This window comes from Rossellomorea aquimaris, assembly GCF_020172085.1.
GTDB classification, from domain to species: Bacteria; Bacillota; Bacilli; order Bacillales; family Bacillaceae_B; genus Rossellomorea; species Rossellomorea aquimaris_E.
Genome location: NZ_JAIVAT010000003.1, coordinates 115,248 through 140,554 on the forward strand (window position 1 = coordinate 115,248; position 25,307 = coordinate 140,554).

A 25,307-nucleotide genomic window follows, 5' to 3' on the forward strand; every position below is an offset into this window, starting at 1 on the left:
CACTTTTGATGTTTCAATTATTTATAATGCTGATATTAGTTATGGTTTTCGGGTTGATTTTCCACAAATTTTATAGGCGATTAAAAATGACGTATCCTTTACTGGTTAGTGTGCTTGCAGCAATTACATTTAGGCTCATTTTTAATGTTGAAAATATGTTGTCTGCAATCGCGTTTTCATCAAACATTTTGTTTTCGATTCTCGTGTATCTTCTTGCTATTAATCAGCATAAAAAAATTAAGTAACTTTCCAACATTAGTTGAAGATCCAATAATTGATTTGGCTATTTTCTTTTTTCAATAAGCGGTCAAATAAATGCCCTAATTTAATTTAGAGTTGCCGGATTTCTTCTAATAAACAAGTTAATATTGGTAGGAGGGTAAAATGAGAAAGTATCTAGGTTGGGCACCGATCGGAATGATAGGAGTTACTTTTATTCTGCTTTTACTTTTGAAAGGGAAAGTAAGTTGGTATGTAGATACCACCGTGCTAATTACTGGAATAGTATTAGCGTTGGTGACGGCCTTGTTAATCAAAAATGGTAAACCAAAGGCAATCTTAATCTCAGTATTTGGTATTCTTGTTGGAGGATTTCTTATGCTTATATGGGGGTTTATAATGGAGGGAGGACTGTAAGAACTATTTTCAATATAAGGTATTTTAATGGAATAAGAAGTGAATTTACTGTATATTTAGAATGTTCGGATGTTATATTGAAATAAGATGTGAATTCGTGTATAATAGAAAAAAATATTTGGATTTAAGCTTGGTAGGAAAAGTGGAAGAGATCACCTATGAAGCGATATGTATGATTTTTTCCCCTGTTAGAGGAGAAAGGATGCATTCGTTTTGTGGCGAGATCTCTTTTTCATTTAAGGAGGATGGAGTCATGGCGCATTACATGGATGGATTAACGGATTTCTTCTGGCAGCATGATATTTATTTCCGGATTGTGGTGAGTGCGATATTAGGCTTCATCATCGGATGGGACCGGTCATCAAAGAATAAGCCAGCCGGTTTAAAAACCTATACGTACGTAGCAGTGGCCTGTACCTTGATCACCATTGTCTCAATCGAAGGTGCCGAAATGCTCAGTCAACCGGACAGTGGGAAAATGATGGATCCCTTCCGACTCGCCGCTCAAATTGTATCTGGGCTCGGTTTCTTAGGGGCAGGGGTAATCCTGAAGGACGGTCTGCGCGTGAAAGGACTTACTTCCGCCGCGATGATCTTTTACGTCGGGGGAGTCGGAATCGGGGTTGGAGCGGGATTTTACGGCATTGTGATCTTTGCGACCCTGGTCACGTTCCTCATGACGAGGATCGGAAACTTCTTTGAAGGAAGGGAAATCACGATCGTGCGCTTGCCGAAGATAAGAAAGAAAAAAGAGGAAGAGAAAGAAGACAAGAAGGCTGGGAGGTAAAACAAGCGGACCTTAGCTCCTAAGGATAGAGGGCTCCGTTTTCTAGATGACAACAAAGCTGACCTATGAATTGGCATAGGTCAGTTTTTTTATATCAATTTGTCCAATTAAAGGACATTTTATTGAACAATACTACGATTCAATTTTGGAATCCTGCTGAAGAATAACTGTAATTAATTTAATGAGTAAAGTATTACCTTTGAATGAATCTTTTTAAAATGGGATGAATTTGCATTCGAGGGTAGTAAAGTTTTAGAAAAAATTCCATATGTTTAATTAGACTAAACGTTTTCAGAAAGGAGTTATTCAGTATTGCAACGTATAAAATTTATGATTAAACATTTTCTAAGTGAGCCATTGTGGTTTAAAATTTTGATTATTACCACTTTACTTTCTTCAATTATTTTTAGTAGTTCATTTTTTTCGTATAATGATTATTTACAAAGCATTTCTAAATTAGCTGCTGCTATCTTTTTTTGTGCTTATGGAATAAAAATGAGAAGAAATCTTCGAATTTCTGTTATCTTTTTTATTTTGACAGTTACATGTGTTTATTTGTCAATTCTGTCTATATTTTAGAAAGATGTTTATCATTCTTTTGAATTAATACTTCAATATTAAGAGGAATTAAATGTAAGCATTAATTGTCGCGATAATTTAATATCGTGCTTTTTTTGCTGGCATGAAATCATTGTATGAATGAATATTTTTTGTATTAATTGGTATTAAGTTAAAGGGCAGTTTAACCGAAAAGGAGCACTGAAATTAAGTCTAAAATGAACATATATTGATGGTCCACTCTTGCTCAAAATGCATTATTTTGTAATAATTTGTATTTGGAATAATTTATTATATAAGTTAATAGAGGGGGCAGTGATATTTATTTTATGAAGCAAACAAATAATTTTTCTCTAATATTCTTGGGGGTTTGTGTATTAGCTGGTGCTTGGATGGTTTCTAATTCACTAAATAATAACGGTAATCAGAAAGCGGTTGCAGCAGTTGATCAAGTTACTGTTGTTACACCTCAAGAACATCAATTATTAAATCATCTAGAACTAAAAGAATACCTGGGAATAAACGACGAGCAATTAGAAAAGATTCTACCCAAAAAAGAGGGTAATGTTACTACAAGTGAAATACCCTATATAAAAATTGGATATACCACCTATTTTCCTGTAAAGGCAATAGATAAGTGGTTAACTGAAACGGAAGCTGAAACATTTCAGTAATATATATATCTTGAATTCAATTCTACAATAAACTGGGCAATAACTAAAGATCTGCTAATGATCTCGTTATTGCCCTTCTTCAATTATGGGGTAGACTTATGGAATAATATGTTAATATTAGATTAGATGATTCAGAGGGGGAGATTGTAATAAAGAGAGTATATTTTTTACATGGATTTATGGGTACTGGAGAAACTCATTTCTCTAACCAAGTTTCTAGTTTAGGTGATGGTTATGAAGCGATCCTAATTGATTTACCAGGACACGGGAACTCACCAGTCGAGGCTTCTGATAACTATTTTGAAGATGCTCTAAAATACGTCATTTCTCAAATGAAACAAGAAGGAGAAGTATTTCTGGTTGGCTTGTCTTTAGGAGCATCTTTAGCTATACATATTGCCCTGAGAGAGCCAGAGTTAGTAAAAGGTATAGTGCTCACTGGTTATTCGCCGTATATTCCTGAAGAGTTAATTAGTGTTATGGAGAAACAATATGAATTCTTCTTAAATATTGAGGAAAACGATAAAGAGACAGCAGAGTACTTTATGTCCCTGCACGGAGATAAATGGCATAAGACCTTAAAAAAGGTTTTGTATCAGATGACTTATAAGTATCCAAGTGCTACCCCTGAAGAAATAAAGAGTATAAGAGTTCCAATGTTACTACTTAATGGGAGTAATGAAATGCACGAAGTAGAGGCAGCGACTTATATGAAGAAACTGAATAATGATATTAGAGTTGGATTAGTTCCTGATACAGGACATACAGTAAATATTGAAGAGCCAGCAATATATAACAAGATACTTACAACATTTTTAGAAGCTAATAAATAGCACTAATTCATTAAAATCCTTATTCCTTTATTGGGGCAATAACAGAAGGTCAGTTACTCAGATCAAGGTTATTGCCCTAATAAATTATCGGGCACAATAATGGAAGATTCGAAACCTTAATTGGGATTTTTTCTAATTAAGGGTGCACTCCACTCAAAGCGATTCAATATTAAAAATCTCAATCTCTAAGAAAAAGGGGAAAGTATGAAAAGGTTAGTTATAATGACAGTAGGTAAAACCCATAGTGGAAAAACTACATTTGCAAAAGCTTTAGAAAGCAAGTTAAATAATTCTTTTATAATGGACCAAGATAATAACGCTGAATTTTTAAATACATATTATAAGAATCTATTACCAAAACAAGGACCTAACATTCTAAAGCATTCTGTATCACAGGTGATTGTTGATTATGCTAAAGAACACACGGACTTTCATATTATTGCTAGTAGTGCAAACCGTACTAGAAAAGGGAGAAAGTATTTACTAGAAAAAGTATATGATAAAAATGCGTTTGTAAGTATCTTGGTTCATTTTGATATTCCTGATGAAGTTCTTTATGAAAGAGTAATTAAAAGTAAACGAAGTACCAATATACTTAGGGGAGCTTATTCTAACTTTAAGGAAGTACTCTATAGTCAACAGAGCGGTTCTATGAATAAAGATGTTGTGGACCCTGAAGAAGGGGAAGCAGATTATTTATTTGTAATTAGAGATAATAAGGATGTTGATTCTGTAATTAAAGAAATCGTTCATATTGCTAACTGTTTTTGATTCAAATTCATCCTAATATTAAGCTAAAAGGAAAGCCTTAAGAAAACCTGAAACTATTTAGTGCAGGTTAGCAGGTAATTAATTGGTTCATCTTAAAGTTCCCACTCATAAGATCCAAATTTAAATACATTGATCCCTTGAAGGATTAATGTACTTTTTTGTTGAATTACATTAACAGAAATCTAAACTGGGGTGAAATATAAAAAAGGGAGAACGTTTTTTCATTAAATCTTACTTTAAAGTTTTAGAGAGGGGAAACGAGATGGATCCTATTTTAATAGATGTTCCGTTACAAATCGAAACAGATAGACTCATTCTTCGAGCACCGCAACAAGCTGGGGACGGGAAGGTAGTACACCAAGCGATTAAGGATTCAATTAATGAGCTGAAGCAATGGTTGGTTTTATTTCAGTCCATTCCTACTGTTGAAGAAACAGAAATTCTCCTGAGGAACGCCCATATCGATTTTTTGAAAAGAGAATGCCTTCGCTATCTTATCTTTCATAAGGATACGAATGATTTTATTGGAACGGCTAGCCTTCACAGAATGAATTGGAAGATTTCAAAATGTGAGATTGGATACTGGATTAACTCGCCATTTAGTGGCAATGGATATATGACAGAAGCTGTAGGTGAGTTAACGAACCTTGGCTTTCAGAAATTCAAGTTTAGAAGAATTGAAATAAGATGTGAATCAACAAACAATAAAAGTCGTTCGGTCGCAGCAAAACTAGGTTTTGAATTGGAAGGAACCTTACGGAATGATGATTTATCCGCAGATGGCAGCAAGCGAACGGACACTTGTATTTATTCAATGATTAAGTAAACATCATTGAAAATAAATCAAAAAGGATTTTAATATTCAAAAACAGGATTGACAATCCAACTAGAATCTATTACCATAACCCTAATGCTAAAACGCATCATAACTTTAATTTAATAAAGCGATATCTTCTTATCCAGAGAGGTGGAGGGACTGGCCCTGTGATACCTCGGCAACGGGTTCTTAATGAATACCGTGCCAATTCCATCAAGTCATATGACTTGAAAGATGAGAAGAGCGGGACATATACATATTTTTGTGCCTCTCTTCTTATGAAGGGGGGCACTTTTTATTTGAGCTACGATGTTCAACAAGAAGACTACATAGCGAAAGGAGCAGGTCCTGTATGATCAGAGTTCAGAATGTTACGAAAGTTTTCGAGACGAAGGATGGCCCATTCACCGCTTTGAAAAATGTTTCCTTCGAAGTGAAGAAGGGTGAAATTTACGGGGTGATCGGATTCAGCGGAGCGGGGAAAAGCACGCTTGTCCGTTGTCTCAATTTTTTAGAGAAACCATCTTCGGGTGATATTTTCATAGAGGGGCGCAGCCTGAAGGATCAGTCGGCCATCGATCTGAGGAAGGAAAGGCACCGCATCGGGATGATCTTTCAGCACTTCAATCTGTTTCAATCCCGGACGGTGGCAGGGAATATCGCCTATCCTCTGAAACTGGCAAAATGGCCGAAAGATAAAATCAGCGAAAGAGTAAAGGAGTTGCTCGCGTTTGTCGGACTGGAAGATAAAGCGAAGCATTATCCGGATGAACTGTCAGGAGGGCAGAAGCAAAGGGTGGGGATAGCAAGAGCACTGGCGACATCGCCTTCGATTCTGCTCTGCGATGAAGCGACATCCGCCCTTGATCCTCAGACGACGGAATCGATTCTGAACTTATTAAAGAGAATCAACGCGGAGTATGGCATTACGATTGTGATGATCACTCACGAAATGGGGGTCATCCGGGAAATCTGTGACAAGGTCGCGGTGATGGAAAATGGAGAAATCGTGGAAGAGGGAAGCGTCTTCGATATCTTCTCCAACCCGCAGACCTCGACGACGAGAAACTTTGTGAAGAGTGTCATGAATGATCAGCTGCCTGTATCGGTTCTTGATAAATTGAATGACAGTAAGGAAGGGCGCATCTGCCGCCTCATATTTAAGGGGGATTCGACGGGTACGCCGATCCTTTCCGAAACGGCCAAGGCATTCAATGCCCATATCAATGTATTATTCGGCCAGATCACGGAACTACAGGGCAAGCCTTTCGGAAATCTCATCGTGCAGATCATCGGCAGCAAGAAGGAAACGGAAGAAATCCTGGAATATTGGAGAAACAGATTATTCGTAAGCGAGGTGGAGAAGCGTGCAAGTTAACTGGGAATTATTCTGGCCAAGAATTATAGAAGCGACATGGGATACCGTGGCGATGGTGTCATTCTCCCTTCTATTTGCCACGTTGATCGGGCTTCCCCTCGGCATCATCGTCGTGGTGACGAGGAAGGGGCACTTACTTGAACATAAAGCCGTCTTTTCCGTATTGAGCAGCATCATCAACGTGTTTCGTTCGATCCCGTTCATCATCTTAATGGTGGCCATCATCCCCTTTACAAGATTGGTAGTGGGGACGTCGATTGGAACGGCGGCAGCGGTCGTACCGCTGGTCGTATTTGCCGCACCATATATTGCTAGACTCGTAGAGAGTTCCCTCCTTGAAGTGGAACCGGGTGTCATTGAAGCGGCGGAGTCCATGGGGGCCGGGCCGTGGCAGATCATCTTCGGGATCCTCATTCCAGAAGCACTGAGTACTCTGGTCCTGAATATCACGATTGCGACCATCGGCCTTGTCGGTGCATCGGCCATGGCCGGGGCAGTTGGAGGCGGTGGCCTTGGAGATCTGGCCATCGCTTACGGATATCAGCGTTTTGAAACATCCGTCATGATCGTGACCGTCATCATTTTAATCGTGATGGTGCAGGGACTTCAGACGGCAGGAAATACATTATCAAAAATCATCAGGAGACGTTAGGAGAGAGGAATATGAAAAAATCAATCAGTCTAGCAGGTATCGCGATTCTATTTTTTACCCTACTATTGAGCGGTTGCTCGGGAAACAGTGCATCCGGATCAGGTGAAAAAGAAGTCGTGAAAGTCGGAGTGAATGGATCTGGCGTGCCGATTTGGGAGTACATGAAAGAGAAAGTAGCGAAGGAAGGAATTGACATCGAGATTGTAGAGTTTGCCGATTACGTGAGGCCGAACCAGGCGCTGGCCGATGGGGATATCGACCTGAACGCCTTCCAGACGATTTCGTATTTTGATTCTTTCGTGGAAGAACATAACCTGGATCTTGTACCGATCGGCTCGACGATCATCGCGCCGATGGGAATCTATTCGGAAAAATATAAATCGGTAGAAGACTTACCGAAAGGCAGTAAAGTAGCGGTTCCTCAAGAGGCGACGAACCTTGGCCGTGCCCTTCTCCTACTGGAGGAAGCAGGTTTAATCCAACTGAATGAAGGATTTGATCAGTCACAGGGTCTTGAAGCCATCAAAGAAAATCCGAAAAACCTTGAATTCACACCGGTCGTCGCTGCCCAAACTCCGAGGGTACTGCCGGATGTTGCTGCATCAATCATCAATAATGGTGTGGCGGTTGAAGCAGGGATGGTCCCGGTTGACGACAGCATTTATATCGAAGGGGCGGAATCCAAGCCGTTCATCAATATCATCGCAGCCCAGGAAAAAGATAAAGACAACAAGACCTATCAAAAGATTGTGGAGCTCTACCAGCAAGATGACGTAGCGGAACATATCAAGAAATCATACAAAGATTCCCTGATCCCGACATTCGTGCCGGTCAGTGAATTGCATTAGGAGGGTAAAGAGATGAGTCAACCAGCAGTGATGGCCGATCGTAAACAAAACATCCTCTCAGCAGTCGATCAATTGGCGGTGAAACTCGTGTCGACCAGCCATCAGATCCACGACAACCCTGAAATCGGAAACGAAGAGTTCTTTGCTTCAGAGACCTTGACCACCTTACTTGCAGCCAACGGGTTCACCATTGAACAAGGAGTGGCGGGTCATGAAACTTCCTTTGTGGCACGCAAACATTCAGGGAAAGAAGGTCCGGTCATTGGCTACCTGGCTGAATATGACGCCCTGCCTGGACTCGGTCACGCCTGCGGTCATAATATAATCGGGACGGCGAGCTGCGGGGCGGCCATCGCCCTGTCGTCTGTAATCGATGAAACAGGAGGGGAAGTGGTCGTGTTCGGTACCCCTGCAGAAGAAGGCGGCCCGAATGGAAGTGCGAAGGGAAGCTTTGTAAAGGCAGGCTTGTTCGAAGGAGTGGATGCCTGCATGATGGTCCATCCGTTCAACCGAACAACACAGACAGGAAAAACCCTTGCGGTGGACCCCCTTGATTTTGAATTTAAAGGAAGATCCGCCCATGCGGCAGCGTCCCCTGAAGACGGCATCAATGCCCTCGACGGCGTGATCCAGCTGTTCAACGGCATTAACGCCCTTCGTCAGCACGTGACCGATGATGTACGTATCCACGGTATCATCACCCACGGCGGGGACGCGCCAAACATCGTCCCTGACTATGCCAAGGCCCGCTTCTATATACGGGCTGCAACCAGGGAAGCGTGCAATGAAGTCACGAAGAAAGTGAAAGCGATCGCTGAGAAATCGGCCCTCGCCACCGGGACGAAACTGAATGTCATCAAAATCCAAAATGAAGTCGATCACTTTCAGCTCAACCGCCGTTTTGATCAAGTATTCCAGCGCTCCATCGAGTCATTAGGGGAATACTTTGACGATACGGAACGAAAGGGACTCGGCTCCTCCGACGCCGGAAACGTCAGCAGGGTGGTACCGACTATCCATCCCTATATCAAAATCGGCCCCGAATCCCTGGTCGTCCACACGAACGAATTCAGGGAAGCGGCGATATCCACCGAGGGTGACCGTGCCCTTGTGATTGGGGCAAAGGCACTTGCCTTGACGGGGTATGAATTGTTGACGGATAAGGGGCTTTTGGAGGAAATATGGGAAGAGTTCGGTTCAAGTAAATAAGGATGAAGAGACAGCCAAATCTGGGCTGTCTTTTTTCTGATGCGTCGCTTCATGGAGAATGTATGGAGGGGGTATTTCATTAAAGGGCCATATAATGGAATAAGGATAATGCTTTAAATGAATTAATTTGTAATAATTGGAATTATATTTAATTTCTTGGAGATAAAAATGGATTATTACGAGTATTTCAAGAGTAGGCTCAGGTGTTTGTAAATGTTGGTATTCATCTATACTAAGATTCCATATTCCAAGAGAATATCTGAGAAAGGGTGGAGAGAATGACAACTGTTGGGCTAACAAGGCAAGGAATAACAGAATGGAACTCTTTAGGTAATGTTCAAGGAGTAAGTGACTTAAATGAGATAGGAATTATACATTGGAGAGAGACTGTCTCTTTAAGAAAAATGGGATATGATTATTACAAATGACTGATCTAGATCAATTGAAACAGCCGAAATTATTGGTGGGAAAATAGGATTGTCATTAGAGTGTATCTCATTATGAAAACTACACACCCTCATTCCACAACCTACAATTGAATCCCTTAAACATCAAATAGAAGAACTCAGCGCGAAAGTAAAATAGTACGAAGAACAATTTCGTCTTAGCCAACAAAAACGGTTCGGTACGTCTAGTGAAAAAACAGCAGAAAATCAACTTGCTCTAGAACGGTTTAATGAAACCGAGAAATAGAGGGCTCCTAAGGAAGATGAACCTTCTGTCGAATCCATACATGAATAGTTAATTTTAAGAAGACTACTTCCCGACTGAAAGGGGGGAGTCTTTTTTGTACTTATTGAGCACCACGGGAACAGGTCAAAACCACTAAACAAAGGGGGGGTTTTCACTCCTTCATTCAGGATAAGATGAGTACCATATTTAACTTGAAGAGGTGGATATACTTAAATAGACTGTATCACCTGCCACAGTATATTCAGGGGAAGTTTGCCGGATGTGAGTTAGCGTTCAAAAAGAAATACGGTCCTAATGCTGTAAGATTATATAAACATTATGTCATTATTGGCCTTAAATTACATGACGATTTTTTTTAGCAAATACAACAGGTTTCTCAATCTGTTGAACAAAGACATATGATAGCATAGGCATACTACAAGGAAATCCTGTCGTGAAATTACAATAAATTCCTAGTTGTGTTAATCTCGACATTACAACATTTGCATCTTTAAACTGAACTGGGATGCGTCCAATATTAAGAGCATATCCTTGCGAATCCATACTGACAAAACTAAAGATTCCATCTGTCAAGCTTACATAAAAAAATGGCTATCTATTTTATGGACAGCCAAAAGAGTATTCTGTGAAGAATGAGTAATGTATTTAGGTTTGGATCAAGCGAATGATATCTTTGGCATCTCTTGCAAAGCATGAGGGGTTTTTAATCCCAAAGTAAGTCAGGTATACAGTGGATGGAGTTGAGAACCAAGGGGTAACAAGAGATGATATTGTATACTTACCTTGTTTTTTTAATATTGACAAGATTGGTTGCACTTGTTCTTGTAATAATCCTAATGTACCGATACATAAAGCTTGTCTATGATGATCAATTGATTCAATGGAAAAGTCGAGGTATCCGAGGAAAACAGGTGCTGTTTGCCCATTAATTTTTACATTTAAGGGCTGAATGTCCACTGCTTCACAAGAATTATCTACAATAAATTGAAGAGGCGTGCCAATTTCCTCTGCAAAATCTTTGCACATAGCTTTTGTCCTAGAACAGAATGAACATGAAGAATCCAAGTGGTCTGTGGTTACACACCCTATCAAGTCTAATATTTCCCTCATCTGCTTGGCAAAAAGAAAAGGATCACTTATCGCCTGAAAGTAAACAAGTTTTATTCCTGGCTTTAACATGACACTATAATCACTAATAGATGTGACGTGATTACCTTGAGTATTTAATCGCAGTACAACTTCTGTTACTTCCTCATCAAGTAATGCAAGTCTTCCTAAATTTAGCGTCTTATTATGCGGAGCGCATGAATGAGTGATAATAAACATATTGTTTAATGGATCGGTTGTTTTTCTCCCATTTAGGGTTGTATCAAATGTACGGAAATTAGTAATGTAAACTTGATTGGGAGGGCTTAGTTCGACAAGGATATTCCCTCCAATAATCCTTGCGATTTTCTTAGAATAAGCTGATATAGTCTCAATGTGAATCTTATTGTTACATTCTTTCATATTTTTCTCCCATCTAAAAATATTAAGGCATTACTATAATATACTATGTGATATGTAAATTTAGGTTCGGGCCATTATCTAAATTAGAGAAAAAATGAACAAATTTTTATACCCCAGAAATGGAGAGAAGAACGATAAAATTCTATATTCTCCGTTCTTTATTGATTTGATCATATTTCTGTACTTCAAAAAATTAGAAGCATTCTGGTAGCTGTTGCACATCAGTTCGTGTGAAGTAGTAGGATTTAGTTCTTATTGCATGTCAATTTTTATGGTAAGATCTATAAAATGACCGAGTAAATTTAGTATGTATTTCAATTTATATCGCATAATGAGCTTTCTGAAAAATCAAATGTAATAGTACTATATATTTGGTTGTAGAATACATTGTTACTTAGGTTATAAAACAAGGTATATCTTCTTTTATTTGTTATCTTTGTTTTGATAAATACATTCATTGATTTTTTCGATTTGGGTATTGAAGAAGTTTCTAAATTTCGTGTAGTTGTTAGCCTCTTGATTTATGTGGTTATTCTTTATTTTGAATTGTGTAGAGAGTTATGGGCGAGGTAATAATTAAATTTTTCGTCTGGCTGAATATCATTTTAATGTTAATCAATATTACCGTAAAAGTTTTAGGATTTTAGTTCAAAATACAGCATAAAATTTTTCTATTAAAGGGGGCGTTTGTTGAACAAACAGCCGCCCCTTTGTTCAAGTAAAGGGCAGTTTAACGGAAGATAAGAAAGTGCAAATCTTAACTAAAGTGGTGATTTAAATGGATGAACCGACTTTGATAGAAATCATTAATAGGTTGAGGTTAGTCCTCGCGAATGAAATAAGTCGAGAAGAGCTGTATGATTGGGCAGCAACTTTCGTTATGGCTGATGACCCTATTATAAATGACGAAGAGGTTTGGGAAGCGTTAATAATTATTAGCAACATAGATGCATTAGAATCTCCAACAAGCTATCTTTATAAAGAGGAAGACCTAAAGAGTTGGATTAAACAATTTGAGGATTCGTTGTTAAAGTAAAGGGCAGGTTAATGGAATTGAGGGAGGGATTTTTTTATGGAAGATAATCAAGAAAGAGTACATAGTGGATTTGAAATAGAGGTAAATGCACCTTACTTATTAAATTATTTAATATATGTTCAAAACATATATCTGAACAGTAAAAATCAAGATAGAGAAACCCCTTTATTTCCATATGTAGATAGTTCAAAATGGGGGATTTTAGATAGCCAATTTGAACAGACCTATAAAAGGTATGGGAAGAGACATTAAATAACAACAATAATAATGGTATGTATGACCATAATGGAATATTAGTTTTTGACAAAGCATTATTTCAAAAGATGTTTGAGGATAATGAAACAGGTTTTTTCGGTTATTAAGAAAGTGTTAAGTCCTTTTAGCATGGTGGGATGGGGTTCATGGAGAGATTGCCATTGAGGGTGTATTTGATGATGATAGAATGAATAAGATTTATAGAGAATTATCGGATTCAATAAAAGCCAATAAACGGTTAAAAATTGATTTGATTTATGATAGACCCTTTTTAACTGGACGATCTGAAAATTCTTGGTATGCAGTTCTACCTATTGAAGATGTTTTTAGGTATAAAAATAGACCAGAGGTAATATCAAATTTAGTAAAGTGTTGTGAAGTAAATTAGACTAATAGTTATTCAAGTAAAGGGGCGATTATTGAATAAGAATAGTCTCCCTATCTTTGTTTAAGAATTGGGGAAGTAAGTTGCTTTTTTTATTTTTTAAAAAGAGGTTAATGTTACTTAACCCCATGACAGAATGAACAACTATTAATTACACATGTCCAAGGTATTTTTCCTGTAAATTAAAAGATTTCCTCACTCTCAAACCATTCAAACTCTATCTGAGATGTAGCAGCGGAACGACTGCATAAAAAGACCATTGCGTTAGTTCCAGGCTCTATAATCAATCGGCCATCCACTCTAAAACCCAGCTCTGTTCTTTCGGGGCCTAGCGCTCTGGTACCGACAATCCTTCCTCCTGAAAATGAGCCTGATACATTAGGGTTGAAGAGGATTTGTCCTACAGGTTTATTATGGGAGGCAAGTTTCAGAACACTCACATCTGATGATAGCGTTGGGGTTCCAGGAGGATCAGCATTCACAACTAAATCTGCCGTCACTAGTTTACTCGAAAAGTTTGTCAAAGCAAAAAAAGAGACATATAAATTCACATTAGAATGTAGTGGATTTACAAGTTGTGCCCATGCATTTTTACTAGCACTCGTTTTTAATACCCCAGAAGTTCCTGCAAACAACCTTCCTTTGCTACTTTGATAGGCTGGATTTATAATGTCTACTTTTGGCTTTATTTCCATGTGAAGGTTCCCTCCTTAAGAGTCTACTATTAAAATATATATCCTTTAGATTAGTCATTATGCTTTTATACTAATTAAAAGTTTAGAGGGACGGACCTCCTGCTTTAAATAAGCAGAGGTCCGTCCCTCTCTTTAGGTATAAACACCTAGGATGTCATGTGAACAATTGAAAATGGGAGGGGATCTAAGTGAGTGTGAAAATCTTAACAAAGTCTACTGTATCTTTACGATATCAAACATACGATTCATATTAGCTTAACGTTCGGACTTTAATATGACAGTAGAGAAGGACAAGTGAATAGCACCTGGTTGTGAGAAGGAGAAACCATAAAAAGAAATAGGCGTACTGCTGTGTGAGTAACCCCTATGTTTTTTATGTTTTTTTGTTTTTCACAACCTGACTCTGAAAGATCAGGCAGCGAAGGAAACGGACCGTGCATTAGAAGTCGCCAACAAAAAGCAAGGGAACTAGTATAACCTGTTTGGAATACGTATACTAATAGTACAACGATGGAAGCCCTTGAAGGAATTGCTTCAAGGGCGTTTCTATTCTAACAACGATAAGAAAAGAGGAAAAGAGAATGAAACTATTTGCTCATCGCGGAGTGAGTGGAGAGGCTCCAGAGAACACGCTGGCTGCGTTTAAAGCAGCAGCCGAGTCGGGAGCACATGGCATCGAACTGGATGTACAACTGTCAAAAGACGGTCACATCGTCGTCATTCATGACGAAACCATCGATCGTACGACAAATGGAACAGGCTATGTAAAGGATATGACGTGGGAACAGCTCAGAACCTATGACGCGGGGAGCTGGTTTCACTCCTCTTTCCAAGGAGAGTCTATCCCTTCACTAGAAGAGGTCCTCGATGTGGTGACCGCTCACCATGACTCGATGATCATCAATATTGAATTGAAAAACGATCAAATCGACTATCCGCAGTTGGAAGAAAAGGTTCTGGAGCTGCTCAACGAAAAAGGGATGAAAGAGCAGACGATTATTTCATCTTTCAATCCTGAGAGTATAAAGAAGGTAAGACAACTTGATTCTGACATTGAGACAGCTTTCCTTTTTGAAGGAATTCCAGCAAACATTCTGGACCGCACTAAGCCCTTACAGGTTAATGCTCTTCACTGTGATGCGTCTTTTGCTCAATCGCCAACGGGGAGAATTGTGATGGATATGGGGATGCCTCTTCGTGTATTTACCATTAATACAATGGAAGAATTTCAGTTGTTGAAAAAGGCGAATGTGTCGGTCGTAATGACTGATTATCCAGGGTTGTTTTTGGATCATTTATAGAAGCAAGGGAGAACTGGGTTTCATTATGAGATGCTCACACCCAAACTGGCAGCAATAAAAAGAAAAGAGATTCGTCGTTGGACGAATCTCTTTGGTTTGTCATATTAAATAGAAATGGGATAACAATTGTAAAACATTCTCACATTAGCAAGGTTTAAAAACATTACCCTTCCCGAGAAAAGAATGCTATCTTTTCTATTATTGACCAAAGAAGATAAAGGCCAATTGCGGAAGCTGCCATGATTAAAAAGTAATTCGTTATTAGATTGAAATCCCATTCCTTTGTGGTGTTTAAAACTTCCCCGTTTTCACCCATAGTAAAAATGGTCCATCCATTATATTCAAGTGTTTTAAACGCAATAATGAAGCCAAGGATGATTCCACCTATTAAGGAAAAAAGCTTCTTCCTCATTCCTTTCAACTCCTTATCAGTACTCAGACTTCCCCCATACTGGTAATAAGGCAATCATTAAGTAGCACTTAGGCATCCTCTCATAGTTATTAACATTTGATATTGATTCCGGTGCTGCAATTACATTGGACTGATTACGCCATTAACCTGCCCAATAATAGAAGAAGGCAATTGCCTTGGATCAGATGACCGATCTTCAGTTATTGCCCCCTATAACGGAATAGCACTAATTTTCAATTATCCTAATGTCACTAATTGGATAAAAAACAATATTTGTAGTCCCTACAACCTCATCTATGGGGATTGCTCCTATTTGTCTGCTATCTGTACTATTTCTTCTGTTATCCCCCATAACGAATAAATGACCTTCTGGTACAGTAGCTTGTCCGACAGCAGTATCCTCTAATTTAAAGGGTCTCGTTAGGTCACCATTAATATTTTTCTTTTGCTTATCTAAGTATGGTTCTTTATACGCTTTTCCATTTACATATAAAGTATCTTTTTTATACTCAACTTTATCCCCAGGTAAACCAATAACACGCTTAATATAGTCTTGTTTCTCATTTGCGTGAAAGACAACAATATCAAACCTTTCTGGTTCTCCTAATTTTGATACAATCATTCTTTCGTGATCTTGTAGGGTAGTATTCATCGAAGCACCATCAACTACAATAGGTGTAAATAAGAATGCACGAACCGTAAACACAATAACTACAGCTATAACCATAGCTTTCATCCATTCTAGCGTCTCATTTTTCTTTTTAACCATTTTTTTTCATCCTCTCACTATAAAAAGTCAGTTCAACCTTTTTCGTTTTTCCGTTAAACGCTCCCCTTTAATTGAACACAGGTATTATTTATCAATCAACCAATACAACAGAAAGAGTATTAATTTGAGCTGGGTTCGATTCTTTAATGATACCTTCAAATCCTACTTTTACCTTGTCTCCAACATTGAAAGTCTCAGCATTATTCACAGAAAGGTCAATAAACACATCACTTTCAGGATTACCCTCATACACTTTTGCAGAAACAAGTGCACGGTTATCATTAATTTCTTTGATTGTTCCTGTAAAACTTGAACTTTCCGTTTTGATTTCATTTTCTTCGCTGCTAGCTATTGAATTAGAACATCCAATAATTGGTAATAAAACAATTATTGCTAATGTCTTAAATATTCTTGTCATATCACATTATTCCTCCATTCATATGCCATTAAATGAGATGTTTTATAAAAGAGGGGATAACCTGGGATATTCCATTATCCTGCCCTTTAATTGAAGAAGGGCAATAGCCGGTGATCGATTAGCCGAACTTCAGTTACTGCCCCCTTTACTGGAATAAAGAGTGTTATGATACTTGTGCTTCAGTTTTTAAAAAAAGGCAACTCTTACAAAAATAATAGAGGATATTAAACTCTCCTAACTGAAAATCCACCACAGAGATGAGTTCTTGTTCTCCGTAGTCCTGGGTTATTGTAGCGATGTACTTCATTTTACTCTCACAAGAGGGACAAGAAGAGTCTTCAGGGAAATCATCATATAACGGAGCACCTAAAATCCTGCATAGATAGTCTGAACCAAAAGAGTCAAAAGCAAGATTATAATTCTCTTCAGTAGTAGGAATATCTTCTGACTTCATAGAAAGAAGTTTGATATTAATTTTGGGAAGTGGGACAGGTAGCTTGTCTTCATCATCTGAAATCCATTCCTCAAGATTTTCCTGCTTAATGATTTTTAAAGTCTTCCCCCTATTACATATTTGAAAATACTGTGGCTTCCACACCATCGAACAGTTTAAGCACGAAGCTAGAGGTAATATGTCGATATCTTTAGTTTTTAAATCGGAGAGTCTCTCATCGTTTAAGTCAAAAGTAAAAATTAGGTGCATTTCTTTTCTACATAACTTACAAATCGGAACTTCACATTCAAGAGTACCAAAAAAATGATTATAATTATCGTTACCCTCAATAACTCTGTAACCTCTTTCTCCATTCCAGTGTTCTCCATAAGGTTTTCTATTCATAAAAATTCCTCTCTATAAAAGTGTCTCAATAATCCCGACGAATACAAATCAATAGTTCCTTCTTCAATTGACCTGCTCCGTTTATGTACAAAAGTTCGCTGTCGCTCTTGTTAGTTGCTTTCATTTAGATAATTCTGAGCATCAACAGTAACCATTAAAGGTAATTCACTATTTCGCCAAAGTATTCTAAGTTCTTCAATGTCACCATATTTTTCAAACCAATTCGAAACACCTTCGCAAATTGAAGAACAGACGTACAGCTCGTTCTCAATCCGATTTCTAATATGACAACGATATTCGGGTGGATTTACCTCTTCACCAAGAGCCTTTATATAAATCGCGACATTTATATAGTAGTCCTCTTCATTCCATTGTGAACCTTGAATATTAAGGACATATATCAAATCAACTGTTGTTTTCCGCCAAGTTGTTTGCCTTTTCTTAAAACCTTGCTTTTTAAGAAAAGGCTTTAAACAATCAGTCAACTGTTCTTGGGTTAATTCACTAATAATAACCACCTCAAACTGATTTATGTTTTCTCTTTACTCTCCAACTAAACTTCCCAATAATGGAAAAAGGGCAATAGTGGGCCCAGTTAGCTGATCTTCAATCATGCCCCTTTACAACCATAAGAAAGTTTGAATGGATACAAAAAAGATAAATAAAAATGTAACTGTGCCTAACCAGCCGTAACCTTTATTTCCCTTTTGAAACTCCCTTAGTCCCATTACTAACATCGTTAAACTCAAAAATAACATCATATATGGTTGAAATTTAAAATCCCCAGTAATCAAGCCGTACCCTGCAAGTGAAATAACTGTTATTGATAAAATAATGTACAAAATCTTTAACAATTTATCACCACCTTTTTCCTGTTGTCACATATTCCTTATAGATTATTCTACTATCCTGCCCTTTTAATTGAAGAAGGGCACTGGTGATCAATTAGCTGATCTTCAGATATTTGCCCCCGTTACTCGAATAACGCTTTGTAATAATATAGTTAATAGTCAGCATCCCAAAACTTGTCCTTTTTCATATACATTATCAACGGATCGAAAATGATTGGATATCAAAATGAATGTTTATGCCAGTTTTTTCTTCTCTAATATAAATATATGTTTCTCGTGATCATTGTTATGTTTATTCAAACCCAATAAAAATCCAGGTACATATGCAACGATAATCATCTGCTAATAAGCGAGTATGCACGAGAAAAATTTATATTTCTGAAGGAGTAGTTCTGGAAGCAGCCAATGCAGTTAAAGCCTTCTCAATATAACGATACACTTCTTCTGCAATCCCCAGAAATTCTTCAACATTTACATGACTATCAAAGTAACACGCATACAGATAGTCAACTAAAGCTGAATCAATCATGCAATAATCTGATATGGCACTCTTCATCTTAGCAATGTCATCTTGCCATACCCCTGTATCTTCTAAAACCAAAGAGTATAATGCACGAATTAATCTCTTTGAGTAACCTTTGATATATCTAGATTTCAGTGTGTCATCATTGGCATTAGATAGAAAACCGCGAACGCGCTCCACTGCCTCTTGAGTGTCTGAATTCAAATCTAATATGAACTCAGGTGAAATAAGGATAGTCGGTACTTCTTCGCCAATATCAGTACCATGTATACAAACACAGATGATTTTGATCCAGAATCCCCATTCATGGGGCTTACTTCTGACATCATCCAGTGAACAAATAACCGTATCAATCTTCGTTACGAATCGATATTTTTGTAAAATCCGGTCCTTCAGACATGATACTCTATCATAATCTATATCTTCTGGTCTTTCGCATACTATTGTAAAATCTGCATCAGACGTAAATGGCTTAGCGGTACCTTTAGGAATGGAGCCACACATATAAATACTGTGAATCTTCCCACTGAACTCTGAAAGCAAGCTAGCTGTATACTCTTCTACAAAAGTCTTGTACTCACTCTGAATATTGATTTTCTTTATAACTTTCTCCAAAAAATTTCTCCCCCTTAAATTTATATATAGTTTCTTTCTCCCTTATCTTACGAAGAGGATACTGCTTTCACCAAATGTTTCTTATTATACGAAAAAACATTTTTGGTATAAACAATAAGATGTTGAAAACCACTTCAGATATAAACTCTATTAGGGTATCTTTAAAAAATTCTTTTCTATTTTGTTTTTTATTTTTCATCTTCTAGCTCCCAAGATTATTAAATAATCATTTCAAATAGTTTTTGATAACCAAATGGTAAAATAGTAGAAATCAACATACCTACCCCAATAAATGAAAAGGATAAAAAGGAAAACTTCAAAGTCGAAATTTCCTTTCTTTTATAAGCGATACTTAATACTCTAATCATAGAAAAAACAGTAATGAAAATGATTATGGCCGAAAAAACACTTGTCAGAATGACTGGCATTGTAAAATATCTCCCTTTATCACGATGTAATATCTTCCGAACAATCCTTTCATTTACGAACTAAATAGTGAAATTCCTCTCTAATTTGAAGAATTGAGTTTTCAAAATCTATAAGTGTATTTTACCACATAATGTCATAAATCCTTGGGTTTTCTTGGGACAGATTAAAGTTCGAATCTTAAAATTCCATTATCTAGTTTTGCTAAAATGTAGGTATTGATTGTAACTTGAATAATCATGATAGCGTCTAAATGAACATGGAGGTGAACGCTTATGAAGCGAATCGTAATAGCGTGTTCTCTTTTGTTCATTTTGATTATGATTGGTTGTAGCAACTTCTCCACACCGAAAATTTCGGAAGATGAAGCACAATCAATTGTGTTAAAAGAACACAACAAACACATTGGTAAAGTTGAAATCATATCCGTCAGTCACAAAGGCAATGAGTATCTGGTTAAATGGGAAAATAAAGAAAACTGTGAGAATGGAACGGACTATGTGAGTGACGAAACTGGTGAAATAACAAAAGGGGAAACAACTATCTGTTAGCCCTCTTATCCTTTTTGATAACATCTTTTCATTAAAAAAGAGAGTAAAATAAACGAAACTATTGCAAACGGTTACAAACATATGTTACCTTATGTGTAACCGGTTACACACTAACCAACAAACGAACAGGAAGTGACGCACGTGGCAACAATCAAGGATGTGGCGAGTGAAGCGGGGGTGTCGGTGGCGACGGTCTCCCGGGTGCTGAATGATAATGGCTATGTAGGGGCCGAGACGAGGAAGAAGGTAATGACGGCGATTGAGAAGCTGAATTACAGTCCGAACGAGGTGGCCCGCTCTCTCTATAAACGGGAGTCGAGGCTGATCGGACTGCTGCTTCCGGATATCACGAACCCGTACTTCCCGCAGCTGGCGAGAGGGGTCGAGGATGAAGTGAGCGAGGCTGGGTTCAGGCTCCTCCTTGGAAACAGTGACGAAAACATTCAAAAAGAGTTAGATTATATTCAGACCTTCGTTCAGAACAATGTCGTCGGGATGATTTCTGCGACCAATCATGTGGAGCATGACCAGCTGTATAGTGAATTGAATCTCCCACTCGTCCTCCTTGACCGGACCACGGACAACTATCCGGCTGTTTATGCAGACGGCCGTAAAGGAGGGCGCCTGGCGGCAAAGACCCTCGTCGAAAAAGGGGCGAAGCGGATCACCGTCATGAAGGGACCGGCACACGTGAAGCCGGCACAGGACCGGTTTCGGGGAGCCGTCGAGTACTTAAGTGGGACCGACGTCGATTTCACGGTGATGTCCACGACCTCGTTTTCCTTTGAAGACGCAAAGGGCTGGGCAGAGGAACTGTTCGCCACCTATCCTGATACGGACGGGGTCATCGCGAGCAATGATATCGTCGGGATCGCCATTCTCCATGAGGCCTTGAGGCTCGGGAAGAAGATACCGGAAGACATACAGATCATCGGCTACGATGACATCCCCCAGAGCAGCCTTTCCTATCCGGCGCTCTCCACGATCAGGCAGCCGGCTTACGAAATGGGCAGGCAGGCCGCGGCACTTCTGATTAAACTGATAAAAAAAGAAAAAGACATCGATACAACGGTTCAGCTTCCGGTTGAACTCATACAGCGAAACACAACACGAAAGGGATGAAGGAAGATGAAAAAAGCGAAGATTGCCGTAATCGGCAGTTCATCCATGGATCTGGTGGTAACATCAGCGAAACGACCTGGCGCAGGGGAAACGGTACTGGGAGACAGCTTTGACACGGTTCCCGGCGGAAAAGGAGCCAACCAGGCCGTTGCAGCAGCAAGGCTTGGGGCTGATGTGTACATGATCGGATGCGTAGGCGACGATCCATACGGACAAGAGATTTTAGAAAACTTCAAGAGCAACGGTGTCCATACCGAGTATGTGGAACCGGTTACAGGTCAGAAATCCGGAACCGCTCATATCATCCTTGCTGAAGGAGACAACAGCATTGTCGTCGTCAAAGGGGCCAATGATCTTGTGACACCTGAATACGTTGAGAAAGCAGCAGATTTCCTCAAAACATGTGATCTCATCATGATCCAGCAGGAAATCCCGGAGGAAACCGTCGAGTACGTGGCAGACCTGTGCAACCAGATTGAAGTACCACTGCTTTTGAACCCGGCACCTGCACGGAAGATCTCAGAGAAAGTCATTGTTGGTGCCAGCTATCTGACACCAAATGAACATGAAGCAGATGTCCTTTTTAACGGAATGAAACCGTCAGAAGCACTCAAACAATATCCTGACAAAGTCATTATCACCGAAGGAGCAGCCGGAGTCCGCTACCATGATGGAACAAAGGAAATCATGGTTCCTTCCTTTAAAGTCGAAGTCGTCGATACGACAGGAGCCGGCGATACCTTCAATGCTGCATTCGGAACAGCCGTTGCTGAAGGACAGTCAATGGAAGAAAGCCTCCGATTCGCAAACCGGGCCGCATCGCTTTCCGTTACCGGATTCGGGGCACAGGGCGGCATGCCGACAAGAGACGAAGTGGAAAGGAAGCTGGCAGAATGAAACGACATGGCATCTTGAACAGTCACATCGCAAAAATACTAGCCGATCTCGGCCACACGGATACGATCGTCGTGGCCGATGCCGGTCTCCCGATTCCGTCAGATGTCGTGAAAATCGACCTGGCATTGAAACCGGGAGAGCCGTCCTTCCTTGACGTGGTCCAACTGTTAAAGGAAGAAATGGTTGTTGAAACCGTCACGCTAGCTGAAGAAGTCGAAACTAATAAAGGGGTTAAAGAACAAATGACCTCATGGTTCGATGGGATCCAGTATGTATCCCATGAAGACTTCAAGAAAGAAACCCATAAAGCGAAGGCCGTCATCCGCACGGGGGAAGTCACACCGTACGCGAATTGCATCCTTCACGCAGGAGTCATTTTTTAAAACAAAGGGGGTAGTAGCATGCAGATCAGCATGAAGAATATCCATAAGGCATTTGGGACGAACAAGGTCCTTGAAGGCGTCGACATCGAGATCGGGGACGGCGAGGTCCATGCCCTGATGGGGGAAAACGGTGCAGGAAAGTCGACCCTGATGAACATCCTGACCGGTCTTCACAAGAAGGACCAGGGAACGATCACCATCGACGGAAAGGACATGACGTTCGATAATCCGAAGCAGGCCGAGGAATTCGGTGTTGCCTTCATCCATCAGGAGCTGAACGTCTGGCCGGAGATGACCGTCCTTGAGAATCTTTTCATCAATAAGGAACCGGTTACACAATTCGGTCTCATCAATACGAGAAAAATGAAAGCGATTGCGAATGAGCAGTTTGAAAAGCTGAACATTTCCATCCCTCTCACAAAAGAAGCCGGACAGTGCTCGGTCGGGCAGCAGCAGATGATTGAAATCGCCAAAGCCCTCATGACGGATGCAAAAGTCATCATCATGGACGAGCCGACGGCGGCCTTGACGGACCGTGAAATCGAGACGCTCTTCACCGTCATCCGTTCGCTCAAGAAAGTCGGCGTGTCGATCGTGTACATCTCTCACCGGATGGAAGAGATCTTCACGATTTGTGACACCATCACGGTCATGCGGGACGGACGCACGGTGGATACGACGCCGATCCCAGAAACCAATTTCGATGAAGTCGTGAAGAAAATGGTCGGACGTGAATTAACGGACCGTTTTCCGGCACGCAAACCAAAACCAGGTGAAACAATGCTTGAAGTACGGAACCTGACGAAAAAGGGACTCTTTGAAAAGGTAAGCTTCGAGGTCCGCTCAGGAGAAATCGTCGGGGTGTCAGGATTGATGGGGGCAGGCCGAACGGAAATCATGCGCACCATCTTTGGACTTGACGGCCGTTATGAAGGCGAGATAATCGTAAACGGGAAACCGGTCACCATTAAAACACCCGATCAGGCGGTGAAACTCGGTCTTGGATTCATCACCGAGGATCGGAAGGATGAAGGACTCGTCCTCGACTTTTCCCTGAAGGATAATATCGCCCTTCCAAGCCTCTATAGCTTCACGAAGAAAGGCTTGATCAATGATAAAAGCGAACAGGACTTTGTGGAAATGCTCATCAAACGGCTGACGATCAAGACCGAATCAGCCAGGACCCACGCAAAGAACCTTTCGGGTGGGAACCAGCAGAAGGTGGTCATCGCCAAATGGATCGGAATCGGTCCTAAGGTGCTCATCCTCGACGAACCGACCCGGGGAGTCGATGTCGGAGCGAAACGGGAAATCTATCAACTGATGAACGAGCTCACCGACCGGGGCGTCGCGATCGTGATGGTCTCATCAGAGCTGCCTGAAGTACTCGGGATGAGCGACCGCATCCTCGTCGTCCATGAAGGGACCATCGCAGGAGAGCTATCAAAGGAAGAAGCCACACAGGAAAAAATTATGACATTGGCGACAGGAGGTCACGCACATGAATAATGCACTCAAAACGAATCACGTCGGCAATCTGATGCAAAAGCTCGGTCCGCTTCTCGGACTGTTTGTGCTGATTGCGACCGTATCCATCATCAACCCTAGTTTTCTAGAACCCTTGAACTTATTGAATCTATTACGACAGGTCGCGATCAACGCCCTGATTGCCTACGGGATGACCTTCGTCATTTTAACCGGAGGAATTGACTTATCCGTCGGCTCGATCCTCGCCTTATCCAGTGCCCTTATGGCAGGGATGATGGTATCTGGAATCGACCCGATCCTTGCAATCCTGATCGGCTGTATCCTTGGAGCCTTGATGGGAATGGTCAACGGATTACTCATCACAAAAGGAAAAATGGCACCATTCATCGCAACACTTGCAACGATGACCATGTTCCGCGGGTTGACGCTCGTGTACACCGACGGAAACCCAATCACAGGACTCGGCGACAGCTATGCCTTCCAACTGTTCGGAAGAGGATACTTCCTTGGAATCCCAGTACCTGCCGTCACAATGATCCTGACGTTCGCAATCCTTTGGGTGATCCTGCACAAAACCCCGTTCGGCCGAAAAACATATGCCATCGGTGGAAATGAAAAAGCAGCCCTGATCTCAGGGATCAAAGTACCACGCATCAAAGTGATGATCTACTCCCTGGCCGGCTTACTGGCAGCACTCGCAGGAGCGATCCTCACGTCACGCCTGAACTCAGCCCAACCGACAGCCGGTACATCGTATGAACTCGATGCCATCGCCGCCGTCGTCCTAGGCGGGACAAGCCTTTCAGGCGGACGCGGACTGATTGTCGGAACACTGATCGGTGCACTTATCATCGGAACGTTAAACAACGGTCTGAACCTGCTCGGCGTCTCATCCTTCTTCCAAATGGTCGTAAAGGGTGTCGTCATCATCATCGCCGTTCTCATCGACCAAAAGAAAGCAGCGTAGGAGGGATACT

The 25,307-nt window shown here is 40.3% G+C and carries 28 protein-coding genes, 1 pseudogene and 1 riboswitch; of the genes and pseudogenes, 20 read left to right on the forward strand and 9 right to left on the reverse strand.

Annotation, left to right across the window (positions count from 1 at the left end; genetic code table 11):
• The first annotated feature begins 384 nt into the window (after nt 1-384).
• The 11 genes and pseudogenes from LCL96_RS01220 to LCL96_RS01270 all read left to right on the forward strand — a co-directional run.
• Nucleotides 385-636, forward strand: coding sequence for a hypothetical protein (locus tag LCL96_RS01220; RefSeq protein ID WP_224939679.1), 252 nt, complete (start codon nt 385-387; stop codon nt 634-636).
• A 265-nt stretch (nt 637-901) separates the two neighbouring features.
• Entirely contained in the window at nt 902-1,423 is a 522-nt protein-coding gene (locus LCL96_RS01225) for an MgtC/SapB family protein (protein WP_412103552.1), read from the forward strand.
• Between the two features lie 887 nt (nt 1,424-2,310).
• On the forward strand, nt 2,311-2,655 hold the full coding sequence (locus tag LCL96_RS01230; RefSeq protein ID WP_224939681.1) for a hypothetical protein: 345 nt from the start codon (nt 2,311-2,313) through the stop codon (nt 2,653-2,655).
• 149 nt (nt 2,656-2,804) lie between these two features.
• Nucleotides 2,805-3,488, forward strand: coding sequence for an alpha/beta fold hydrolase (locus tag LCL96_RS01235; protein WP_224941252.1), 684 nt, complete (start codon nt 2,805-2,807; stop codon nt 3,486-3,488).
• Between the two features lie 204 nt (nt 3,489-3,692).
• The gene (locus LCL96_RS01240; RefSeq protein ID WP_224939682.1) at nt 3,693-4,259 is read left to right on the forward strand and encodes an AAA family ATPase; all 567 of its coding nucleotides are present in this window, start codon (nt 3,693-3,695) and stop codon (nt 4,257-4,259) included.
• A 262-nt stretch (nt 4,260-4,521) separates the two neighbouring features.
• A complete protein-coding gene (locus LCL96_RS01245) occupies nt 4,522-5,085 on the forward strand; it encodes a GNAT family N-acetyltransferase (protein WP_224939683.1) in 564 nt (187 codons plus the stop codon).
• Nucleotides 5,086-5,211: 126 nt separating this feature from the next.
• Nucleotides 5,212-5,317, forward strand: a riboswitch (SAM riboswitch).
• A 111-nt stretch (nt 5,318-5,428) separates the two neighbouring features.
• Complete coding sequence (locus LCL96_RS01250; RefSeq protein WP_224939684.1) at nt 5,429-6,454, forward strand: methionine ABC transporter ATP-binding protein; 1,026 nt, start codon at nt 5,429-5,431, stop codon at nt 6,452-6,454.
• Nucleotides 6,444-7,106 carry a methionine ABC transporter permease gene (locus LCL96_RS01255; protein WP_224939685.1) on the forward strand — a complete coding sequence of 221 codons (663 nt, stop codon included), beginning with the start codon at nt 6,444-6,446 and terminating at the stop codon, nt 7,104-7,106. Before LCL96_RS01250 ends, LCL96_RS01255 begins: the two co-directional genes overlap by 11 nt.
• 11 nt (nt 7,107-7,117) lie before the next feature.
• Complete coding sequence (locus LCL96_RS01260; RefSeq protein ID WP_224939686.1) at nt 7,118-7,954, forward strand: MetQ/NlpA family ABC transporter substrate-binding protein; 837 nt, start codon at nt 7,118-7,120, stop codon at nt 7,952-7,954.
• 12 nt (nt 7,955-7,966) lie between these two features.
• Nucleotides 7,967-9,163, forward strand: coding sequence for a M20 family metallopeptidase (locus tag LCL96_RS01265; protein WP_224939687.1), 1,197 nt, complete (start codon nt 7,967-7,969; stop codon nt 9,161-9,163).
• Between the two features lie 546 nt (nt 9,164-9,709).
• Nucleotides 9,710-9,850: pseudogene (locus tag LCL96_RS01270) on the forward strand (hypothetical protein); the annotation flags it as partial.
• A 651-nt stretch (nt 9,851-10,501) separates the two neighbouring features.
• Here LCL96_RS01270 and LCL96_RS01275 read toward each other — a convergent pair.
• Nucleotides 10,502-11,365: a DUF1259 domain-containing protein gene (locus tag LCL96_RS01275; RefSeq protein ID WP_224939688.1), complete on the reverse strand. Its 864-nt coding sequence runs from the start codon at nt 11,363-11,365 to the stop codon at nt 10,502-10,504.
• A gap of 778 nt (nt 11,366-12,143) precedes the next feature.
• On the opposite strand from LCL96_RS01275, the gene LCL96_RS01280 reads away from it, so the two are divergent.
• Complete coding sequence (locus LCL96_RS01280) at nt 12,144-12,401, forward strand: DNA-binding protein (RefSeq protein ID WP_224939689.1); 258 nt, start codon at nt 12,144-12,146, stop codon at nt 12,399-12,401.
• A 36-nt stretch (nt 12,402-12,437) separates the two neighbouring features.
• The gene (locus LCL96_RS01285) at nt 12,438-12,653 is read left to right on the forward strand and encodes a hypothetical protein (protein ID WP_224939690.1); all 216 of its coding nucleotides are present in this window, start codon (nt 12,438-12,440) and stop codon (nt 12,651-12,653) included.
• A gap of 570 nt (nt 12,654-13,223) precedes the next feature.
• On the opposite strand, the gene LCL96_RS01290 is transcribed toward LCL96_RS01285, so the two are convergent.
• The gene (locus LCL96_RS01290) at nt 13,224-13,736 is read right to left on the reverse strand and encodes a DUF6143 family protein (protein ID WP_224939691.1); all 513 of its coding nucleotides are present in this window, start codon (nt 13,734-13,736) and stop codon (nt 13,224-13,226) included.
• Between the two features lie 581 nt (nt 13,737-14,317).
• On the opposite strand from LCL96_RS01290, the gene LCL96_RS01295 reads away from it, so the two are divergent.
• Nucleotides 14,318-15,037: a glycerophosphodiester phosphodiesterase gene (locus LCL96_RS01295; protein WP_224939692.1), complete on the forward strand. Its 720-nt coding sequence runs from the start codon at nt 14,318-14,320 to the stop codon at nt 15,035-15,037.
• Between the two features lie 163 nt (nt 15,038-15,200).
• On the opposite strand, the gene LCL96_RS01300 is transcribed toward LCL96_RS01295, so the two are convergent.
• The 7 genes from LCL96_RS01300 to LCL96_RS01330 all read right to left on the reverse strand — a co-directional run bounded on the left by LCL96_RS01300 (nt 15,201) and on the right by LCL96_RS01330 (nt 19,463).
• A complete protein-coding gene (locus LCL96_RS01300; RefSeq protein WP_224939693.1) occupies nt 15,201-15,449 on the reverse strand; it encodes a hypothetical protein in 249 nt (82 codons plus the stop codon).
• Nucleotides 15,450-15,675: 226 nt separating this feature from the next.
• On the reverse strand, nt 15,676-16,218 hold the full coding sequence (gene lepB / locus LCL96_RS01305; RefSeq protein ID WP_224939694.1) for a signal peptidase I: 543 nt from the start codon (nt 16,216-16,218) through the stop codon (nt 15,676-15,678).
• 91 nt (nt 16,219-16,309) lie between these two features.
• Complete coding sequence (locus tag LCL96_RS01310) at nt 16,310-16,636, reverse strand: DUF3221 domain-containing protein (protein ID WP_224939695.1); 327 nt, start codon at nt 16,634-16,636, stop codon at nt 16,310-16,312.
• A 163-nt stretch (nt 16,637-16,799) separates the two neighbouring features.
• On the reverse strand, nt 16,800-17,474 hold the full coding sequence (locus tag LCL96_RS01315; protein WP_224939696.1) for a hypothetical protein: 675 nt from the start codon (nt 17,472-17,474) through the stop codon (nt 16,800-16,802).
• 110 nt (nt 17,475-17,584) lie between these two features.
• Nucleotides 17,585-17,992, reverse strand: a complete 408-nt coding sequence (locus tag LCL96_RS01320; protein WP_224939697.1) for a DUF4304 domain-containing protein — start codon at nt 17,990-17,992, stop codon at nt 17,585-17,587.
• Nucleotides 17,993-18,094: 102 nt separating this feature from the next.
• Nucleotides 18,095-18,328 (reverse strand): DUF3953 domain-containing protein, encoded by a 234-nt coding sequence (locus tag LCL96_RS01325; RefSeq protein ID WP_224939698.1) that lies wholly within the window; start codon nt 18,326-18,328, stop codon nt 18,095-18,097.
• 367 nt (nt 18,329-18,695) lie between these two features.
• Entirely contained in the window at nt 18,696-19,463 is a 768-nt protein-coding gene (locus tag LCL96_RS01330; RefSeq protein ID WP_224939699.1) for a nucleotidyltransferase domain-containing protein, read from the reverse strand.
• Nucleotides 19,464-20,164: 701 nt separating this feature from the next.
• Between LCL96_RS01330 and LCL96_RS01335 the strand changes: the two genes are divergently transcribed.
• The 6 genes from LCL96_RS01335 (at nt 20,165) to rbsC (ending at nt 25,297) form a co-directional block, all read left to right on the forward strand.
• Nucleotides 20,165-20,440 (forward strand): hypothetical protein, encoded by a 276-nt coding sequence (locus tag LCL96_RS01335; protein WP_224939700.1) that lies wholly within the window; start codon nt 20,165-20,167, stop codon nt 20,438-20,440.
• A gap of 141 nt (nt 20,441-20,581) precedes the next feature.
• Complete coding sequence (locus LCL96_RS01340; protein WP_224941253.1) at nt 20,582-21,562, forward strand: LacI family DNA-binding transcriptional regulator; 981 nt, start codon at nt 20,582-20,584, stop codon at nt 21,560-21,562.
• Between the two features lie 6 nt (nt 21,563-21,568).
• Nucleotides 21,569-22,459 carry a ribokinase gene (gene rbsK / locus LCL96_RS01345; RefSeq protein ID WP_224939701.1) on the forward strand — a complete coding sequence of 297 codons (891 nt, stop codon included), beginning with the start codon at nt 21,569-21,571 and terminating at the stop codon, nt 22,457-22,459.
• Entirely contained in the window at nt 22,456-22,842 is a 387-nt protein-coding gene (gene rbsD, locus LCL96_RS01350; protein ID WP_224939702.1) for a D-ribose pyranase, read from the forward strand. Before rbsK ends, rbsD begins: the two co-directional genes overlap by 4 nt.
• Before the next feature lie 18 nt (nt 22,843-22,860).
• On the forward strand, nt 22,861-24,351 hold the full coding sequence (locus tag LCL96_RS01355) for a sugar ABC transporter ATP-binding protein (RefSeq protein WP_224939703.1): 1,491 nt from the start codon (nt 22,861-22,863) through the stop codon (nt 24,349-24,351).
• Nucleotides 24,344-25,297, forward strand: a complete 954-nt coding sequence (gene rbsC, locus LCL96_RS01360) for an ABC transporter permease subunit (RefSeq protein ID WP_224939704.1) — start codon at nt 24,344-24,346, stop codon at nt 25,295-25,297. The genes LCL96_RS01355 and rbsC overlap by 8 nt, the downstream gene beginning before the upstream one ends.
• The last annotated feature ends 10 nt before the right edge of the window (nt 25,298-25,307 follow it).

Bases quoted from the DNA above. Each gene is read 5' to 3' on its own strand.
- LCL96_RS01335 (WP_224939700.1), top strand. From the start codon at position 20,165: ATGAAGCGAATCGTAATAGCGTGTTCTCTTTTGTTCATTTTGATTATG.
- LCL96_RS01225 (WP_412103552.1), top strand. From the start codon at position 902: ATGGATGGATTAACGGATTTCTTCTGGCAGCATGATATTTATTTCCGG.
- LCL96_RS01355 (WP_224939703.1), top strand. From the start codon at position 22,861: ATGCAGATCAGCATGAAGAATATCCATAAGGCATTTGGGACGAACAAG.
- LCL96_RS01285 (WP_224939690.1), top strand. From the start codon at position 12,438: ATGGAAGATAATCAAGAAAGAGTACATAGTGGATTTGAAATAGAGGTA.
- lepB (WP_224939694.1), bottom strand. From the start codon at position 16,218: ATGGTTAAAAAGAAAAATGAGACGCTAGAATGGATGAAAGCTATGGTT.
- LCL96_RS01265 (WP_224939687.1), top strand. From the start codon at position 7,967: ATGAGTCAACCAGCAGTGATGGCCGATCGTAAACAAAACATCCTCTCA.
- LCL96_RS01280 (WP_224939689.1), top strand. From the start codon at position 12,144: ATGGATGAACCGACTTTGATAGAAATCATTAATAGGTTGAGGTTAGTC.
- rbsC (WP_224939704.1), top strand. From the start codon at position 24,344: ATGAATAATGCACTCAAAACGAATCACGTCGGCAATCTGATGCAAAAG.
- LCL96_RS01275 (WP_224939688.1), bottom strand. From the start codon at position 11,365: ATGAAAGAATGTAACAATAAGATTCACATTGAGACTATATCAGCTTAT.
- LCL96_RS01315 (WP_224939696.1), bottom strand. From the start codon at position 17,474: ATGAATAGAAAACCTTATGGAGAACACTGGAATGGAGAAAGAGGTTAC.
- LCL96_RS01310 (WP_224939695.1), bottom strand. From the start codon at position 16,636: ATGACAAGAATATTTAAGACATTAGCAATAATTGTTTTATTACCAATT.
- LCL96_RS01220 (WP_224939679.1), top strand. From the start codon at position 385: ATGAGAAAGTATCTAGGTTGGGCACCGATCGGAATGATAGGAGTTACT.
- LCL96_RS01260 (WP_224939686.1), top strand. From the start codon at position 7,118: ATGAAAAAATCAATCAGTCTAGCAGGTATCGCGATTCTATTTTTTACC.
- LCL96_RS01250 (WP_224939684.1), top strand. From the start codon at position 5,429: ATGATCAGAGTTCAGAATGTTACGAAAGTTTTCGAGACGAAGGATGGC.
- rbsK (WP_224939701.1), top strand. From the start codon at position 21,569: ATGAAAAAAGCGAAGATTGCCGTAATCGGCAGTTCATCCATGGATCTG.
- LCL96_RS01290 (WP_224939691.1), bottom strand. From the start codon at position 13,736: ATGGAAATAAAGCCAAAAGTAGACATTATAAATCCAGCCTATCAAAGT.
- LCL96_RS01295 (WP_224939692.1), top strand. From the start codon at position 14,318: ATGAAACTATTTGCTCATCGCGGAGTGAGTGGAGAGGCTCCAGAGAAC.
- LCL96_RS01300 (WP_224939693.1), bottom strand. From the start codon at position 15,449: ATGAGGAAGAAGCTTTTTTCCTTAATAGGTGGAATCATCCTTGGCTTC.
- LCL96_RS01230 (WP_224939681.1), top strand. From the start codon at position 2,311: ATGAAGCAAACAAATAATTTTTCTCTAATATTCTTGGGGGTTTGTGTA.
- rbsD (WP_224939702.1), top strand. From the start codon at position 22,456: ATGAAACGACATGGCATCTTGAACAGTCACATCGCAAAAATACTAGCC.
- LCL96_RS01245 (WP_224939683.1), top strand. From the start codon at position 4,522: ATGGATCCTATTTTAATAGATGTTCCGTTACAAATCGAAACAGATAGA.
- LCL96_RS01240 (WP_224939682.1), top strand. From the start codon at position 3,693: ATGAAAAGGTTAGTTATAATGACAGTAGGTAAAACCCATAGTGGAAAA.